We start from the raw sequence: 18,480 nt of genomic DNA on the forward strand, positions 1-18,480 counted from the left end.
TCGGGGTGTCCTGGACGCTAGGACACCCCGACTTCAAGGAACGCGAGATGATCAAGGCGCACCGCGCCCGCCGGGCGGCACGACCCTGAGGTCAGCGCAGCTCAGCGCAGGCCGGCGGCGGCCAGCAGGTTGCCCTCGGGCAGCGCCGGGAGGGCCCGGCCCTGCGACATCCGCCGCTCGGCCCGCTCGGCGGTGAACGCGGCGTCGGTGGCGATGGCGGCGGCGTAGCTGGCGGCGGTGCGCTGGGCGATGGCCGACCAGCCGTACTGGTCGTGGACCATCCGGCGGGCCCGGCGGGCCATCACCCGGGACCGGTCGGGGTCGGACAGCAGCGCGTGCACCGCGTCGGCGAGCCCGTCGGGGTCGTGCGGGCGGAAGGTCATCCCGGTCGTGCCCGGTTCGACGATCTCGCCGAGGCCGCCGGTTGCGGCGACGGCCAGGGGTGCGCCGGCCGCGGCGCCCTCCAGGGCGACCATGCCGAACGGCTCGTAGATGCTCGGCACCGCGAAGCAGTCGGACGCGGCCATCAACGCCGGCAGGTCGGTGCCGCCCAGGAAGCCGGGCATGGTGACCATGCCGCCGAGGTCACGGCGGTGCACCTCGGCCTCCAGTTCGGCGCGGTACGGGCCGTCGCCGGCGATCACGGCACGCAGCCCGGGGTGCCGCTCGCGCAGCCAGGGGAGCGCGGCGATCAGGTGCTGCACGCCCTTCTCGTAGACGAGGCGGCCGGCGAAGGTGACAAGCGGGCCGGTCCCGGCGAACCGGGCCCGGGCGGCGGCGACAGCGCTCGCGGGCACCCGCCAGCGGTGCGGCTCCACCCCGTTGGCGACCACGTCGACCCGCCCGGCCGGTACGTCGAACAGCGCGTTCACCTCGTCGCGCATGTACCCGGAGCAGACGATCACCCGGTTGGACTCACTGGTGAGCCACTGCTCGACGCCGTGGATGGTGCGGTTCATCTCCTCGGGCAGCCAGCCCTGGTGCCGCCCGGCCTCGGTGGCGTGGATCGTGCTGACCAGCGGGATGTCCAGGTGGTCGCGCAACGTCATCGCGGTGTGGGCGACGAGCCAGTCGTGGGCGTGGATGACGTCGTACGAGCCGGCTTGGGTGGCGCGCAGGGCGGTGCGGGTGAGGGTGTGGTTGAAGGCCATGGTCCAGGCCAGCAGGGAGTCGGTGGCGAGGGGGAACGTCACCGGGTCCTCGGGGGCGCGCAGCACGCGCACGCCGTCGGCGTACTCCTCAAGGGGTGCGCCCTCGGTGTGGCGGGTGACGACGGTGACCTCGTGGCCGGCGGCGGCCAGGGCCACCGACAGCGCGTGCACGTGGCGGCCGAGGCCGCCGACGAGCACCGGCGGGTACTCCCACGACAGCATCAGGATGCGGCGGGTCTGCGGGGGCACCCCGGCCCCGGGCTGCGCCGGCACCGTCGCGCCGGGCTGCACGGAGAGACCGGGCTGCGCGAGGTGACCGGACTGGGTCGGGAGCGGTGACCGGGAGGTCAGGGTGGGCCGGTGGGCTCGGTCCTTGGTGGCTGTGTGCTGCTCGTCGACCCGCGGGGTCACATCAATCTCCGTCCAGGCATGGTGGTACGCCGACGTCAGTGGCGGCGGAGTGAGGTGTAAGGGGTGGCGGAGGGCCAGGCGGAACGCGCGCGAACGCTTGTCCCCGGTAAAGGAAAGTGCATCGGGCCCGAGAACGCACCTCGAAAAGGGTCATCGTGACGGAGGACACCTGAGGGTGTAGCCCGCATCAGACAGGTGGTTTTCCGGCACCGCCTGAAAGGATGGATTGGCGCTGCCGGGCCGGGGGCATTACCTGCGTGCGCGCGGGCATGCGTCGGCCGGTGCGGGCACAACCATGGGCTAAGGAGCAACATGCAGGTCTGGCCGGGCGAGCGGTATCCCCTGGGCGCCACCTACGACGGGATGGGCACCAACTTCGCCATCTTCTCCGAGGTGGCCGAGCGGATCGAGTTGTGCCTCTTCGACGAGTGGGACACCGGCGCGGAGCGCCGCGTCGAGCTGCGCGAGGTGGACGCGTACGTGTGGCACGCGTACCTGCCGGGCATCGAGCCGGGGCAGCGCTACGGCTACCGGGTGTACGGCCCGTACGACCCGGCCAACGGGTTGCGCTGCAACCCGCACAAGCTGCTGCTCGACCCGTACGCGAAGGCCATCGACGGTGACATCGAGTGGGACCCGGCGGTCTACGACTACGACATGGCCGAGCCGGAGCGGATGAACGAGACCGACTCGGCGCCGTTCATGCCGAAGTCGGTGGTGGTCAACCCGTACTTCGACTGGGGCAACGACAAGCCGCCGCGCACCCCTTACCACCACTCGGTGATCTACGAGGCGCACGTACGCGGGCTGACCATGCGCCACCCGGACATCCCGGAGGAGCTGCGCGGCACGTACGCGGGCATCGCCTCCCCGCCGATGATCGACTATCTGACCCGGCTCGGGGTGACGGCGATCGAGCTGATGCCGGTGCACCAGTTCGTGCACGACCACCGGCTGCACGACCTGGGGCTGCGCAACTACTGGGGTTACAACACCATCGGGTTCTTCGCCCCGCACCACGGCTACTCGGCGCTGGGCCGGCTCGGCCAGCAGGTGCAGGAGTTCCGGGGCATGGTCAAGGCGCTGCACGCGGCCGGCATCGAGGTCATCCTCGACGTGGTCTACAACCACACCGCCGAGGGCAACCACCTCGGCCCGACGTTGAGCTTCAAGGGCGTGGACGCGCCGAGCTACTACCGGCTCAGCGAGGAGGACCGCCGCTACTTCGTCGACTACACCGGCACCGGCAACAGCCTCAACGTGCGCAGCCCGCACTCCCTGCAACTGATCATGGATTCGTTGCGGTACTGGGTGACCGAGATGCACGTGGACGGGTTCCGCTTCGATCTGGCGGCCACCCTGGCCCGCGAGTTCTACGAGGTGGACCGGCTGTCGACGTTCTTCGAGGTGGTCCAGCAGGACCCGGTGGTCAGCCAGGTGAAGCTGATCGCCGAGCCGTGGGACGTCGGCCCCGGCGGCTACCAGGTGGGCAACTTCCCACCACTGTGGACGGAGTGGAACGGTAAGTACCGGGACACCGTGCGGGACTTCTGGCGCGGTGAGCCGGCCACCCTTGCCGAGTTCGCGTCGCGCATCTCCGGCTCCGCCGACCTCTACCAGGACGACGGCCGCCGCCCGTTCCACAGCATCAACTTCGTCACGGTGCACGACGGGTTCACCCTCAACGACCTGGTGTCGTACAACGACAAGCACAACGAGGCGAACGGCGAGGACAACCGCGACGGCGAGAGCCACAACCGGTCCTGGAACTGCGGGGTCGAGGGCGACACCGACGACGAGGCGGTCCTGGCGCTGCGGGCCAAGCAGCGGCGCAACTTCCTGGCCACCCTGATGCTGTCGCAGGGGGTGCCGATGATCGGCCACGGCGACGAGCTGGGCCGCACCCAGCACGGCAACAACAACGTCTACTGCCAGGACAGCGAGCTGGCCTGGGTGGACTGGGACAACGTCGACGAGCAGCTGCTGGAGTTCGTCCAGACGCTCACCGCGTTCCGCAAACGGCACCAGGTGTTCCGCCGCCGCCGGTTCTTCACCGGCCTGCCGGTCAACGGGCGCGGCATCGACGAGCCACTGCCGGACCTGGCCTGGCACACCCCCGACGGGCGGGAGATGACCGGCGAGGACTGGGGCAACGACTTCGGCCGCTCGGTGGCCCTGTTCGTCAACGGCGAGGGCATCCGCGAACGCGGCCAGTACGGCCAGAAACACCACGACGCCTCGTTCCTGCTCTGCTTCAACGCCCACGACGCGCCGCTGGACTTCACCATGCCGGGCAGCGAGTACGGCCAGAAGTGGGAACGGGTGATCAGCACTGCCGAACCCGAGCCGGGCGACGCCACGGTGATCAGCGCGGGCGGCACCATCCGGGTGCCGGACCGGTCCCTCGTCGTGTTGGAGAGGATGATCTGACATGCCGGCCACCCCTCCCCGGGCCACCTACCGCGTCCAGGTCCGCCCCGGCTTCGACCTGGACGCGACAGCCGCGATCGTCGACTACCTCGCCGCCCTCGGCGTCAGCCACCTCTACACCGCCCCGCTGCTGGCCGCCACCCCCGGCTCCCAGCACGGCTACGACGTGGTCGACCACCGGGCGGTCAACCCGGAGCTGGGCGGTGAGGCCGCCCGCCAGCGCCTGCTGTCCGCGCTGCGGGACAGGCAGCTCGGCCTGGTCGTCGACATCGTGCCCAACCACGCCGGGGTCGCCGTGCCACCGGCCAACCCGCCCTGGTGGGACGTGCTGCGCCGGGGCCGCGACTCGTCCTACGCCGACTGGTTCGACATCGACTGGGACCGGGGCCGACTGCTGCTGCCGGTGCTCGCCGACGACCCGGCCGCCCTGGACGACCTCAAGGTCGTCGACAACGAGCTGCGCTACCACGAGCACCGCTTCCCGATCGCCGACGGCACCGGCGACGGCACCGCCCGGGAGGTGCACGACCGGCAGCACTACGAGCTGGTCTCCTGGCGGCGCGGGGACGCCGAGCTGACGTACCGCCGGTTCTTCGCCATCGCCGACCTGGCCGGCCTGCGGGTGGAGGACCCGGCGGTGTTCGCCGCCACCCACGAGCTGATCCTGCGCTGGGCCGCTGCCGGGGAGGTCGACGGCATCCGGGTCGACCACCCGGACGGCCTGCGTGACCCGGCCGGCTACCTGGCCCGGCTGCGCGAGGCCGCGCCGGACGCCTGGCTGGTGGTGGAGAAGATCCTGGAGTACGGCGAGGAGTTGCCGGACTGGCCGGTGGACGGCACCACCGGCTACGACGCCCTGGCCGCGGTCGGCGGGCTGTTCGTCGACACCGACGCCGAGGGCGACTTCACGGTGCTGGACACCCAGCTCACCGGGCGGCACACCTCCTGGGAGGACCTGACCCACGCCACCAAACTGGCCGCCGCCACCGGGCTCCTCGCCGCCGAGCTGACCCGGCTGGCCGCGCTCGCCCCCGAGGTGCCCACCGAGGCGGCCCGCGCGGCGCTCGCCGAGCTGGCCGCCGCGTTCGCCGTCTACCGGGGCTACCCGCCGCACGGCGCCCGGCACCTCGCCGCCGCCCGCTCCGAGGCCGGTCGCCGCCGCCCCGACCTGGCCGCCGCCCTGGACGCGGTGACCCGCCGACTGCGCGACCCCGACGACGAGCTGGCGCAGCGGTTCCCGCAGCTCACCGGCGCGGTGATGGCCAAGGGTGTGGAGGACACCGCGTTCTACCGCTGGACCCGGTTCGTGGCGCTCAACGAGGTAGGCGACAACCCCGCCCACTTCGGGGTGCCGCCGGCGGAGTTCCACCGCTTCGCCGCCGCCCAGCAGGTCCGCTGGCCGGCCAGCATGACTACCGTCTCCACCCACGACACCAAACGCGGCGAGGACGTGCGGGCCCGCCTCGCCGTGCTCAGCGAGCTGCCGGGCCGCTGGGCGGAGCAGGTCAAAACCTGGATGGAGTACGCGCCGCTGCCCGACCCGGCCTTCGCCCACCTGCTCTGGCAGACCGCCGTCGGCGCGTGGCCGATCGAACGGGAACGGCTGCACGCGTACGCCGAGAAGGCCGCCCGGGAGGCCGCGGCCTCGACCAGTTGGGCGGACCCGGACCCGGCCTTCGAGCAGGCCATGCACGCGGTGATCGACCTGATGTACGACGACCCGAGCCTGCACGACGAGCTGACCGAACTCGCCGCCGCGATCGCCCCCGCCGGCTGGTGCAACTCGCTCGGGCAGAAACTCGTGCAGCTCACCATGCCCGGCGTGCCGGACACCTACCAGGGCACCGAGCTGTGGGACAACTCCCTTGTCGACCCGGACAACCGCCGCCCTGTCGACTTCGACGTACGCCGAGAGTTGCTGGCGCGCATCGACGGCGGCTGGCGTCCCCCGATCGACACCGACGGAGCGGCGAAGCTGCTCGTGGTGTCGCGGACGCTGCGGTTGCGGCGGGCGCACCCGGAGCTGTTCACCGGCTACCGGCCGGTGCCCGCGCACGGACCGCAGGGGCGGCACGCCGTGGCGTTCGACAGGGGCGGCGCGATCACCGTGGCGACCCGGCTGCCGTTGGGCCTGGCCCGCGCCGGAGGCTGGTGTGACACCGCACTGTCGCTTCCCGTTAACGAGGTTAAGGACCTGTTCACCGGCCGGGTCTACAGTGGCGGGGAGACCCCTCTGGACGACCTTCTGTCCGACTATCCCGTCGCACTGCTGGCTCCTCCCACCGCTGCCGTGGAGGCTGCGTCATGACCGAATTCTCCGTGTGGGCACCGGACGCCACCCGCGTGCGGCTGCGCCTGACCGGCGACGCCGACCACGAGATGCGCGCTGCCGCCGACGGCTGGTGGCGGGTCGACGTCCCCGACGCCGGCCTGGACTACTCCTTTCTGCTGAACGACGACGAAACCCCACTGCCCGACCCCCGGTCACCGTGGCAGCCTGCTGGTGTGCACGGGCCCAGCCGCCGCTACGACCACTCCGCCTACACGTGGTCCGACACCTCGTGGACCGGCCGGCAACTGCCCGGCAGCATCCTCTACGAGCTGCACATCGGCACGTTCACCCCGGAGGGCACCTTCGACGCGGCAATCGACCGCCTCGACCACCTGGTGAACCTCGGCGTCGACCTGATCGAGCTGCTCCCGGTGAACGCCTTCAACGGCGAACACAACTGGGGGTACGACGGCGTCTGCTGGTATGCCCCCCACCAGCCCTACGGTGGCCCCGACGGCCTGAAACGGTTCGTCGACGCCGCCCACTCCCGCGGGCTGGGGGTGATCCTCGACGTTGTCTACAACCATTTCGGGCCCTCCGGGGCCTACGCGCCGCAGTTCGGCCCGTACCTCGCCGAGCAGAGCAACAGCTGGGGGCGCTCGGTCAACCTGGACGGCCCGCACTCCGACGAGGTGCGCCGCTACATCATCGACAGCGTGCTGATGTGGTTGCGCGACTACCACGTCGACGGCCTACGCCTGGACGCCGTGCACGCCCTGCCCGACTCGCGAGCTGTGCCGATTTTGGAAGAGCTGGCTCTCGCCGTCGAGTCGTTGTCGACGCACCTGGGGCGGCCGTTGTCGCTGATCGCCGAATCCGACCTCAACGATCCACGGCTGATCACCCCTCGGGAGGCGGGTGGGTTCGGGCTGCACGCCCAGTGGAACGACGACGCCCACCACGCGCTGCACACGTTGCTGACGGGGGAGCGGCAGGGGTACTACGGGGACTTCGGCTCCCTGGAGACGCTGTCGGACGTGCTGACGGGTGGTTTCTTCCACGCGGGCACCTGGTCGAGCTTCCGTAACCGGCACCACGGGCGGCCTCTGGACTCCCGCATCCCCGGTCATCGGCTGGTCGCCTACCTCCAGAACCACGACCAGATCGGGAACCGGGCTACCGGGGACCGGATCTCGGCTTCTCTCTCGCCTGCGCTGTTGCGCGTTGGGGCTGTGTTGCTGTTGACCGCACCCTTCACGCCGATGCTGTTCATGGGGGAGGAATGGGCTGCCTCTACGCCGTGGCAGTTCTTCACCTCGCACCCCGAGCCGGAGCTGGCGTCCGCGGTGCGTAGTGGGCGGCGGCGGGAGTTCGCCTCGCACGGGTGGCCGGAGGGGGACGTGCCGGACCCGCAGGACCCGGAGACGTTCACCCGGTCGCGGTTGGACTGGGCGGAGCTGGACAAGCCTGAGCACTCCTCGATGTTGTCGTTCTACCAGCGGTTGATTGCCTTGCGTCGTTCCTGCCCGGACCTGTCAGATCCTCGGCTGCACGCGGTGTCCGTGCAGCATGGGGACCAGTTTCTGGTGATGCGGCGGGGGGACACGCTTGTTGTCGCCAATTTTGCTGGGCGCGGGCAGGGGGTGTCGTTGCCTGGGGTGGCTCGGCGGGTGCTCCTGGCTACGGGGGAGGGGGTCACTGTGATGCGGGACCGGATCGAACTGCCGGCGGAGACTGCCGCGATCGTGGCGCTCTGAGGCGCATTGCCCTCCTCAGCCAGCCTGGCCGATGGCGGTCACTGAACAGATCAGAGGTATGCAACACGTTCGTTGCTGCTAGCTGCTGCGGTGCCGCTCGACAGGAACCGGTGGAGGCCATCTCCGGCTCGAACGGATAACGCTTGCTGGCTTAGAATCGCTTGCTAAGCATAAGAGACCTACCGGATCGATTGTTCGAAAGATAGCCAAAACGGGCGGGCCGTGTCCTCAAGCTCGATCTTTAGCTTGAAGTTTCCGACGGATCGGGATAGTTTGGCCGATCCGGAAGAGAAGATGCTTGAGGTTCAAATGCCGCTGATTCAACGATCGTCCTTCGAACGAGCTGTTGCAAACGTAGCCACCAAGGGTGATACGGATGTCTTTCCTTTCCCGTTCGAAAATCATGTTTTCCACGACAGTCAAGATGCGGTTGTTGACCTCTTGCAGGTTATGTCAGGAGACTTCTCGGGAAGCCTCTCCCGCGCACCTATAGCCAGCCACTCATCTCTAGCTCCTGTTGGTTACGCGGGCTACAGATGGGCTACTCAGATTGATCCGCTATGGAACGCTTATCTCCTTGGAATCGTAGAATCTCTTGCCCCGGAAATTGAGAGATCCCGCATCGATCCCGACGAGCAAACAGTGTTTTCATACAGATACGAATCTGACCCGAGTAAGGGCATGTTCAAGCTCGACGGGTGGAGGGGGTTCCAAGATAGGTGCAATGAACTTGCCCTCCGGCACGCGTATGTCGTAAGTGTCGATATTGCGGACTTCTACTCGCGTGTTTACCATCACCGTCTCGAAAACGCGCTCCATATCGTTGACGATCTAAGTAAGGAACGTTCCAGGCAAATTATTACTATCTTGACCAGGTTGAGCGGTGGGTCTTCTTACGGCTTGCCAGTTGGGGGCAACGCGGCGAGGCTTCTGTCAGAGCTAGTGCTCAATCAGGTTGATCGGCTTCTTCTGGCCGAGGCAGATGCAGGCGAGTTCTGTCGGTACGCCGATGACTACCGTTTCTTCGTAAACGATCTGCAATCGGCCCACCGATGCATTGGAATGCTTTCCGAGAAGTTGATGCGAAACGGAGGGCTCTCTCTGCAGAAGGCCAAAACCCGAATTATGACGACCGCGGAATACCAGATGATTACCGAACCACAACAGCAGGGTGATTCAGGTACGGCTGGCAAATTCCTTGGCCTCAGACTCCATTTCGACCCTTACTCCACGACGGCGGTCGACGATTATGAGCGAATGATGGCTCAAATATCAGAGTTTGACATTTTGAGCCTGTTGCGAGATGAGATCACCAAGGGCCGCATTCATGTCAGCCTTACGAGAAAGCTCGTAGGCGCTTTGCAGTACATGGACGAGGAGAGTAGGGTTCAAGCCGTCGTCTCGCTTTTGGAGAACGTAGAGACTCTCGCTCCGGTAATTCCCCAGGTCATGCTAGCGGTGCGCCAATGCCTCGATCAATTGGACGATAAATCTGTGGCCGACGGCATCCAAGCCACGATTAGGGGACTAGTTGAAGACGAGCATTATATTGCAAAGAACGACCTGAATCTGGCCTACATTGTTCGAGTTCTTGCAGCGCACCCGAGCCGCCTGAATGAGCGAATGTTGATTCGCATGTATAGCGCCCGACACGGTTATAGCATGGAATCCGCCCCGAATATCCAGAGGGATATCCTGCTTGCGCTTGCGAAGTGGAATGTTGGGTATTGGGTTAGTGATAGGAAGAACTATTTCGGCACAGATCATACCTGGGTTAAGCGAGCTTTTCGAGTCGCTAGTTATGTGTTGGGTGACGAAGGTAGTCACTGGCGACGCGCGAACAAGCCTGAGGTCGGTTCTTTTGATGACATAGTTCAAAAATGGGCAGCCGGGCGTGCCAACATGTCAGGATGGTCGATCCCGGTATGATTTCCGTTCGGCGGTTCTCGCTGCAAGGATCGATATGGCGTCGACATGCTCCCATGATGGAGCAAGTGGTGCGGTGGATCAATGAGAATGAATTGCAGTTGGGCGAGGCGGTCGATGTAGCTCATGACGGCTACAGAAGTGCTGTTATTGCAGAGACTGCCTTTCGTCGCGCCGCTGTGGGAGCGCCTCTGGGCGAGGACGATTTGGAAGCAGAGCGATCAGCTGCCGGGTTGATATCGCTACTGCCGCGAGGGCAGTTCGGAGAGTTGCCGCTGACTGAGTCGGAGAGACTTGAGGTTTCGCTGCTTCAGCAGAACCTTGTAACCTTGGCGCATACCATGGCTGAACCGGTCTACTTCTATCCCGTACCTGGGTGCGGCGTTGTGGACTCAGCCTATGGTGACATGCTGGACTTGAGTCACCTCGTCGAAGTCAAGACGGTTGTAAGGCCTTTCCGAGGAACGGATCTTCGTCAAGTCTTGATTTACTGCGCGATGAGGTACGCGTCCGGACTGGAAGTGGACGACATTAGCCTTTTCAACCCGCGTCGGGCGCGCCTATTTAGTTGCAGTTTCGATGATATTGCTTTCGCTGTATCGGGTCGAGCGGGCGTGGAACTTGTGCATGACCTAATAGATGCGATGGTCGGTTTCCAAGTCTCTGCTTAAGTCTGTATTGTGCCAAATTCACCGGCTGACTACTGCGGATCTTGGTCGCGCCGACTCGCTGCCGTCAAGCGGGCGGATTTCAGGGAGTAAGTGGTAGGTGGCAACTGCGACGGGCGGACACAACCGGTAGGTTAGGCCAGCGCCAGCGGCATCAGCGGTGCGCGCCTTGGCCGGTGTACCGTCCAACGGGGGTAGATAGCGGGCCGTACCCGCTATCCCGGTCTTCATAGCTGGGAGTGGTGGAGGCATGGGGATGAAGCCGGACACCATCGGTGCCAGGATCCGCTACTGGCGGATGCGTCGGGGCGGGATGACCCAGGCCGTCCTCGCTGGACTTGCGGGCGTCACTCAGTCATACGTGTCGCAGGTCGAGTCGGGTCGAAAGACGATCGACCGTCGCTCCACTCTGGTCGCGCTCGCCGCAGCACTCCAGGTTACGGTGGCCGACCTGCTCGGTCAGGGGACCGAGTCCGGCGACCCGGCCCGCGAGGGCGCCGCCGAGTGCGTGCCCGCGATCTGGTCGGCCCTGATCGAGATCGAGGACGGCGAGCGTCGCCCGTCCACCTACACAGCCGAACGCCTGGCAGCCGAGATCGCCCGAGCCGATCAGCTCCGCAATTCGTGCAACTATCCGGCTATGGCGCGGATGCTCCCGGGCCTGCTGCTCGAAGCCGCTGCCGTGGGCGGGACGACACTCGCCCAGGTCGCCTACCTGGCCTCTACCTGCATTCGACACCTCGGCTACCGCCACCTGGCACTCAACGCCGCTCGGGTATCCGTGTCCGCTGCTGAGGACGTCGAAGATCGCGCCTGGATTGGCGCATCGCGGTTCGTCTACGCACAGAGCCTGCCGATCGAGTCCGCGCGCCTGGCAGCCAGGGCCGCTGACCGGTCGCTGGTGGAGCTTCAGGGAGACGCATCCGACGTCCGGGTGCGGCAGATGCTTGGTCAGCTTCACCTCATGGCAGCGCTGGCCTCGACGGTGGACGCTCGCCCGGATGATGCCCGCGACCACCTCGCCGAGGCCGCACGTGAGGCGGCGAGTCTGGGAGATCCGGCCGACGGTGGTGGCTTCAACGGGTGCTGCTTCGGGCCAACCAACGTGGGGCTCTGGAAGATGTCCATCGCGGCCGAGCAAGGTGAGTACGGCAAGATAATCGAGCTGTCCCGGACCATTCGACCGCAGGTGCTCAAGGCGTCGAATCGCCAGCTGTCCTACTGGCTCGACATCGGGCGGGCGCTGGCGGACGGCGGTCGCCGAGACGCCGAAGCCCTCGCCGCATTCGTGCAGGCTGAGCGAGCCGCGCCGATTCCGTTCGCCATCAACCCTCTCGCCCGCGACGCCGTGGTGACCCTGGCCCAGCGCGCCCAGCGCCGGGCCATCCCCGACGAGCTACGGCTGCTCGCCGGCCGTATCGGCATCAGCCTGGCCGCATAACTGCCAGTAATCACCGCATCACCAATCAGCCCTACTGTCCGGTTTGGGACGTGAGCACGTCCTGATGGCCCAGCGCGGCAACGGTCGATCCTGAGCTGCTGGGCCTCCACCGGAGGAGGCGGGGATGAGCGGTCAGGACGACAACGCTCCGGAGAACAGCAATGAGGCGGCCGAGCGGGAGGCTGCCAAACAGCGCCTCCTGGCCCAAGCCGAGACGGACCGCGTACCCGTAGACGACACGACCCGCGCGGTCCCGGACCGGCGGTGGCGGCGTGACAAGCGATGACATCCCGATCGGCCGCCGCGTGGCGAGCTGGCGGGTGCGGCGGCAGATGACGCAGCAGATGCTTGCCGACCGGTTGCGCAGGTCGAAGAGCTGGGTGGACAAGATCGAGCGTGGCGCCCGCGCCCTGGACCGGTACTCCGTCATCCAGGAGCTGGCCCACGTCCTGCGGGTCGACCCGGAGGTGCTGCTCGGCCAGCCGCGGAGCACTCCGGCGGGCACGCCGGACGGGGTGGACGACATCCGGGCCGCGCTCGCCCGCTACGACATCCCGCAGGCTCCACCGCGGACGGACGAGCTGTGCAGGCAGGTCGGGCATGCGTGGTTGACCTACCAACACGCGCACTACGGGCAGTTGGTGCGCCTGGTGCCGGGCCTGCTCGACGCCGCCCAGGCTGCGCAGGAACCAGAGCTGCTGGTGCACGCGTACCGGATCACCTCGTCGCTGCTGGTGAAGCTCGGCGAGGCCGACCTGGCCTGGCTGCCCGCCGACCGCGCGATGGCCGCCGCCGGCGACGACCCGCTCCAGGCGGCGAGCGCCACCATCTCGGTAACCCAGGCCCTCCGCGCCAACGACCGCGATCCGCTGGCCCTGACCGCGGCCCTACCAGCGGCCAACCGCCTCCTTCCCGGATGCCATCCCGTTGATCATGAGGTTGGCGGGTTTGCGGGAGATCAAACCGCCCGCCTCCATGATCAGCGGGGCGGGGGCGCGTTTGCGGCGGCGGGGGAGTGGGCGTTGGGTGGGACGTTGCTGGTGCAGGCGGCGCTGGCCGCCGCCGGATGCGGCGAGCACCGCCGCGCCGACGAGCTGACCGACCGGGCCGCGGGCGTCGCCGCAAACCTTCGGGGGTACGACGACACGCACCGCACCAGCTTCGGTCCGGTCGCCGTCGAGGTGGCGCGGGTGCTGGTTGCGGCCGCGCGGGGTGACGCTGCCGAGGCGGTACGGCGGCATGCGCTGATCGTGCGGCGGGAGGGGTGGCGGCGGTTGCCGGCCGAGTATCGGGGCGCGTACCTGGTCGACGTCGCGCGGGCGTACCTGCACCTGGGCGACGTGCGCGGGGCGGCCCGCGCCCTGGTGGACGCGGACAGAGTCGCGCCGGCTGAGGTTCGTTGTCGGGCGTCGGCGCGTACCGTCATCGCGGATGTCGCCCGCGCGCAGCCGGCGCCGGCCGGTGTGGCGCGACTGGCGACGCTGGTCGGCCTCACCCGGTGAGACTCCGTCGCCTCGGGGCGGCCGCTCGTGGGGTGCCACACGCTGAGGGAGCCCCTGAGTGGCGCCTCGAAGGGTCGGCGCTTGGCTCAGGGACTCCCTCATGGTTGCCCGGTGCTACCGGTCAGGGAATACAGACGATTTCTTCGTAACCGCCGTGATACAGATTGGCATCCGTCTCGAACCAGTTTCCTGCGTAGTTGTTGCCGAATTTGAGCTTTGAGACTGCCGTCGCCATCCCATAGGCCACCGTGTAGTGGGCCACGCTCGTGTAACCGCTCCACTGAACAGAGTGCACAGCTTCATGCCGCATGAGATCTGGTCCGAAGTTGAGAGCGGTCGATCGGCCGAGCCTCTCCAGCAGACACGTTCTGTCTCTGGCCTCCGCCTGGAGATCGCTTCGAAAATCCTGCAAAGAATCTGGATAGTGAAGGATGTCGCCAACGGTCATCGGTTGCCTGCCGCCGGGGGACTTCCCCATGCACACGGTCTGCAAGGAGTCCAGGTAACACGGGGTGTTGTACTTGATGGCCCAGGCGGATGCTGACCCGTTGCTGCCGTTGAGCACGTTGATGGGGCGAGTCACCGTCGACGACGTCGGTATCCAAAGAGGGCTGTCAACGTCAGAGCCGCCATAGTTCCAGCTTGTCTCGTTAATGGCAACAGCCCTGAATTCGTGGAGGTCGCTGCTGTTCAGGCTGTACCAGGTCCACTTCGTGTCGGTCGTGTTGCCGAGAACTCTCCAGTCACCCTGCTCCCACCTGTTGCGGACCTGGACCTGGTAATAGGGAGCGCCGCAGCCGGTAGTGGTGGATGGTGACCAGATCACGTCGACCCGTCCAGGAGCCCCGGTGGCATCCACCCACCGGGCCGGGTTGGGCGAGGGCGCCATGGGTCGAGCGCTGACAACATTGCTCACCGGGCTGTCGCCGCTGATGTTGTCTGCCAGCACCCGGAACTGATAGGTGTGAGTGTTGGTGAGGAGATCCATCTTGATCGTCGACTTGCCAATAATCGGGTAGATCCCTCGGGTCCAGGCCTGCCCTGTGGTGGCATTTCGGTACTCGATCCAGTGGTACACGTTCGAACTGGGACTCGGTGTCCAACTCAGACTGACGGAGGCGCAGCCCTCCGCCGTCACGGTGAGATTGGAAGGAGCCTGGGGTCGGGGCGGCATGGGTCGTACGCTCGCCACGTTCGACGGGCTACTCTCGCCGGCGACGTTGCTGGCACGGACCCGGTACTCGTACTGGTGCCCGTTGTGCAGGAAGCCCATGGTGATCGACGTGCCACCCGGAACCGGATATTCGGCACGCTTCCAGCTCTGACCGGCGGTGACATCGCGGTATTCGATCAGGTAGTAGGCGTTCGGGAAGGAACTGGCACTCCAGCTGAGCGTGGCCTCGCCATCACCGGCCCTGGCGGTCAGGTTCGAGGGTGGCCCGGGTAGTGGAGGTAGTGGCCTCGCCGAGACGGTGTTGGACGGCGGGCTCTGCCCGCCCGCATTGGAGGCCGTCACCCGGAAGTCGTACGAGTGGCCGTTGTTGAGGAACTGCATCGTGATCGTGGCGTTGTCGATCGGCAAGGGCGTACGTTGCCACGACTGCCCGGCTGTCGTGTCCCGGTGGTAGACGATGTATTGGGCGTTGGGCGTGGGGGAACGGGTCCAGTTCAGGGTGACCTGCCCGTCGCCTGCCCGAGCAGTGAGATTCGACGGTGCCGCGGGCAGGCTGTAGTACGCCGTGACTCGCACCGCCGAGGAACGTGACCCCTCACCGCCAGCGTTCGTGGCCGCGACCTGATACTCGTAGGTGTGCGCCTGGGTGAGGTACTCCATGGTGATGGAAGGCTGGCTGCTGAGGTATTCGAGGCGGGTGAACGCCGTCTGTCCCGCGGTGACGTCTCGCCAGTAGATGACCGAGTATGTGTTCGGCGACGGTGGGTCCCAGTTCAGCTCTATCTTGCCTTCGCCCATGGCGACACCGCGAAGATTGGTCGGCGCTGCGGGCGGCGCGTATGTTGCGGTGGCGCTGCTGGCTGCGCTGGGCCCTTCCCCTGCCGCATTCGTGGCAGCAACTTTGAACTCATACCTGTGCCCGTGCGTCAGGTACTCCGCAGTGGCTGTGGTTCCTTCCGTGACCGGATAGGGCCAGGCCTTGAACGTCGTTTCGCCCGCCGTCACGTCGCGTTGGTAGATTCGGTACCACACATTGGTACCGGGCGCCTGCCAGGTGAGCTGGATCGTGCCATTCGGCTTCGCCACTGCCGCGAGGCCGGTCGGAGCAGTCGGCATCGCCGGGGCAGGGGTAACGGCCGCGACATTACTTGCAGGACCCTCACCGGCACTGTTGGTGGCAGAAATCTTGAATTCGTACTGGTGCCCGTTGGCGAGGTAGAGAGCGGTTGCGGAGGTACCTTCGGTCACCGGGTACGGCCAGGCCGTGAAAGCAGCTTCGCCGGCCGTGACGTCTCGTTGGTAGATCCGGTACCAGACGTTCCCGCCCGGAGCCTGCCAGGTCAGCGTCGCCTTGCCGTCACCGGACGTGGCCCGCAGGGTGGTCGGCGCCCCCGGCAGCGGGAAGGTAGCGGTCGCCCGCGCCACACTGGAGTGCGCAGACTCGCCGCCCTTGTTGGTGGCGGCGACCTTGAACTCGTACTGGTGACCGTGCGCGAGGTAGGTCGCCGTCGCGGTCGTGGCGTCGATGACCGGAAGAGGCCAGGCGGTGAACGCGCTTTCGCCTGCGGTCACGTCACGTTGGTACACGCGATGCCACACCTGGCCCGGGGGCGCGGTCCACGCCAGCTTGACGTCGCCGTTGGCTTGAGCGGTCGCAACCAACCCGCTCGGTGCCGCAGGCACAGAATATTGAGCCGTGGCGCTCGCCGTCGCCGACCATGGGCCCTTACCGCCCCCACCGACCGCACGGACCCGAAAATCGTACCGGTTCTGGTGTTCGAGCAGGCTGACAGTGAGCGTGGTGGCGGTCCCGTCCGGGTGGGCGAGCGGCAGCCACTCCGTCTTGCCTGCGGTGACGTCGAGCCGTTCGATCTCGTAATACCAGGATCGGTCGGCCGGCTGCCAGTTGAGGATGATGTCACCAGTTGACTGGGGGACTGCCGTCAGACCGGTGGGTGCCGGCGGAGGCTGCACGGTGACGACCGCGGCGGCTACCGAGGACGCCTGGCCTTCGCCGATCCCGTTTTCGGCGGTGATCCGGTATTCGTAGGTATGGCCGCCGCGCAGCTGCGAGAGGTCGATACTGGGCGTGGTGACGGAGGCGGGCAGTCGCACCCACTGAATCTGCTGAGCGGTGGTGTCCCGCTGATAGACCCAGTACTTCAGGTTCTGGCCGGCCGGGGCCCGCCAGGCGAGGTGGATTCCGCCGTTCGCGTCCGCCTGCGCCGTGAGGTCGCTGGGGGCAGCCGGCACACCTGCTGGGTTTGATGCGGGCAGCGGCCAGTCCACCTCGATGAACCTTGGGCGATAGATTGACACGTCCGCCTTGGAGTCATCGGTGTTCAGGGCATTGACGTTGTATGACAGGAGTAGCTTGCCCTCCCGAGCGAGGTCCTGATGCAACGAGGTGTCGTAGACGATGGTCGGCGGCGAGTTTCCTGCCTCAGGGGCCCGTGCGAGCTCGCGCGGTTCGGAGAACGGCCCCATCGGAGAGTCAGCGCTGTGGGCAACGATGGAGTTGTTGAAGACGAGATGACTGTCCACAGTTATGATGACGAAGCGGCCGTCCAGCTTGCTGACCGAGAATGCGGTGCCAACCCCGCTTGCCACCCGTGCCGAAGAACTCTCCGCCGTGGCCCACCCGGATCCGTTCCAAAATTGCCATTGCCCGGTGAGGCCGCCGACCGGAACGCGGGCGACGTGCGCGAACTTGAAGTCCGGGGCGTGTTCGGATCCGTAGATGTACGTGTAACCGTTGTCGGTTACGAGCGACTGCCCCCAGGTGATCCGAGGGCTCATGGGGAGCTCCCGGACCCCGGTAACCGACAGCGAGGGGAGGCTCAACGTCACGAGGGCGTTCCCGGTGGGCGCGACATCCAACGTGCCCGGACCGATCGCGGCGTACCTGTTGACGAGGACCTGGAGATTGCTGCCCTCGACTATCGCACCGGCCACCCAACAGCCCAGGCCCACGCTGTCATCACACATCAACGATTTCGGCGCCGACGACGTCCCGCCGTGCAGCGTCGTGGTCAGCGTCGTGCCGCTCTGCACCACGAGCGTGTTGTGGACCATGGGTGAGTTGGACGGACGCGAGCCGTCGGCGTTCACGCTGCCGAGGAACGTGTCGGAAAAGAGCCAGGCCAGCCGACCGTCCGGCAGGCGCACGGAGAAAGTGCGGTCGCCGCCAGTCCAGTGACCTCCGGCGTTTCCGTATGCCGTGAACATTGCGTTGACCGCTGCGGCCGACATGCCCTGCGCCGGTAAGGCGTCAACGGCCTGGGCTCGCGTTGGAAACGAGATCGCAATGGCTGCTATCAGTGTGGCGGCAGCGCCTGCTGCGATGCGCCGATTCTTTAATGGCGACAGGGACAACAAGAACCCCCTCTAATGGTAACCGTTATCCCTGATCAAGATCGGGATCGGGCTGAAGCTAGCAGGCTCGGCTGAGGTCGAGCGACCCCGGAATGCGCAACGTGCCATTTGCTTCGAAGGTGGGAATTGAACATCTTTGGCCCACCTTGGCAACACGGGATCTTCCGGGAGCGGCGATTGCGCCCTACGCGTTTGGTCCGGATTCCTCGGTCCATCGAGGACATCGCGACAGGACGAACTCCCGGAGCCCGGCGGAGGCACTGCGAGGATCGCCGCGCGGCCACCCCTGCTCGCCGCCGTTGTCCTCGGTGCAGGTCAGGGCCGTTGTGGGCGGGTGGCGAGCATCAGCGTCAACTCGTCGTCCTCGCGGACC

10 protein-coding genes are annotated in these 18,480 nt (G+C 66.7%); 8 read left to right on the top strand and 2 right to left on the bottom strand.

The genetic code is table 11. From position 1 onward, the window contains the following. Window positions 1-101: 101 nt before the first annotated feature. Window positions 102-1,373 carry a glycosyltransferase family 4 protein gene (locus AB0B86_RS02560; RefSeq protein WP_357407654.1) on the bottom strand — a complete coding sequence of 424 codons (1,272 nt, stop codon included), beginning with the start codon at window positions 1,371-1,373 and terminating at the stop codon, window positions 102-104. Between the two features lie 501 nt (window positions 1,374-1,874). Between AB0B86_RS02560 and glgX the strand changes: the two genes are divergently transcribed. From glgX to AB0B86_RS02600, 8 genes are all read left to right on the top strand, one after another. Then, window positions 1,875-3,992: a glycogen debranching protein GlgX gene (glgX, locus tag AB0B86_RS02565; protein ID WP_357414956.1), complete on the top strand. Its 2,118-nt coding sequence runs from the start codon at window positions 1,875-1,877 to the stop codon at window positions 3,990-3,992. Window position 3,993: 1 nt separating this feature from the next. Continuing rightward, a complete protein-coding gene (gene treY, locus AB0B86_RS02570) occupies window positions 3,994-6,300 on the top strand; it encodes a malto-oligosyltrehalose synthase (RefSeq protein WP_357414957.1) in 2,307 nt (768 codons plus the stop codon). After that, window positions 6,297-8,021, top strand: coding sequence for a malto-oligosyltrehalose trehalohydrolase (treZ, locus tag AB0B86_RS02575; protein WP_357414959.1), 1,725 nt, complete (start codon window positions 6,297-6,299; stop codon window positions 8,019-8,021). The genes treY and treZ overlap by 4 nt, the downstream gene beginning before the upstream one ends. A 246-nt stretch (window positions 8,022-8,267) precedes the next feature. Continuing rightward, a complete protein-coding gene (locus AB0B86_RS02580; protein ID WP_357414960.1) occupies window positions 8,268-9,950 on the top strand; it encodes an RNA-directed DNA polymerase in 1,683 nt (560 codons plus the stop codon). Window positions 9,951-10,006: 56 nt separating this feature from the next. Continuing rightward, window positions 10,007-10,618: a hypothetical protein gene (locus AB0B86_RS02585; protein WP_357414962.1), complete on the top strand. Its 612-nt coding sequence runs from the start codon at window positions 10,007-10,009 to the stop codon at window positions 10,616-10,618. Between the two features lie 253 nt (window positions 10,619-10,871). Continuing rightward, complete coding sequence (locus AB0B86_RS02590; RefSeq protein ID WP_357415050.1) at window positions 10,872-12,056, top strand: helix-turn-helix domain-containing protein; 1,185 nt, start codon at window positions 10,872-10,874, stop codon at window positions 12,054-12,056. Between the two features lie 124 nt (window positions 12,057-12,180). Further along, the gene (locus AB0B86_RS02595; RefSeq protein ID WP_357414964.1) at window positions 12,181-12,342 is read left to right on the top strand and encodes a hypothetical protein; all 162 of its coding nucleotides are present in this window, start codon (window positions 12,181-12,183) and stop codon (window positions 12,340-12,342) included. Beyond that, window positions 12,329-13,558, top strand: a complete 1,230-nt coding sequence (locus tag AB0B86_RS02600; RefSeq protein ID WP_357414965.1) for a helix-turn-helix domain-containing protein — start codon at window positions 12,329-12,331, stop codon at window positions 13,556-13,558. The genes AB0B86_RS02595 and AB0B86_RS02600 overlap by 14 nt, the downstream gene beginning before the upstream one ends. A gap of 121 nt (window positions 13,559-13,679) precedes the next feature. Here the strand turns inward: AB0B86_RS02600 and AB0B86_RS02605 are convergent, their stop codons facing one another. Further along, window positions 13,680-17,984 (bottom strand): fibronectin type III domain-containing protein, encoded by a 4,305-nt coding sequence (locus AB0B86_RS02605; RefSeq protein ID WP_357414967.1) that lies wholly within the window; start codon window positions 17,982-17,984, stop codon window positions 13,680-13,682. Between the last annotated feature and the right edge of the window lie 496 nt (window positions 17,985-18,480).

Source organism: Micromonospora sp. NPDC049047 (genome assembly GCF_040649135.1).
Taxonomy (GTDB): Bacteria; Actinomycetota; Actinomycetes; order Mycobacteriales; family Micromonosporaceae; genus Micromonospora.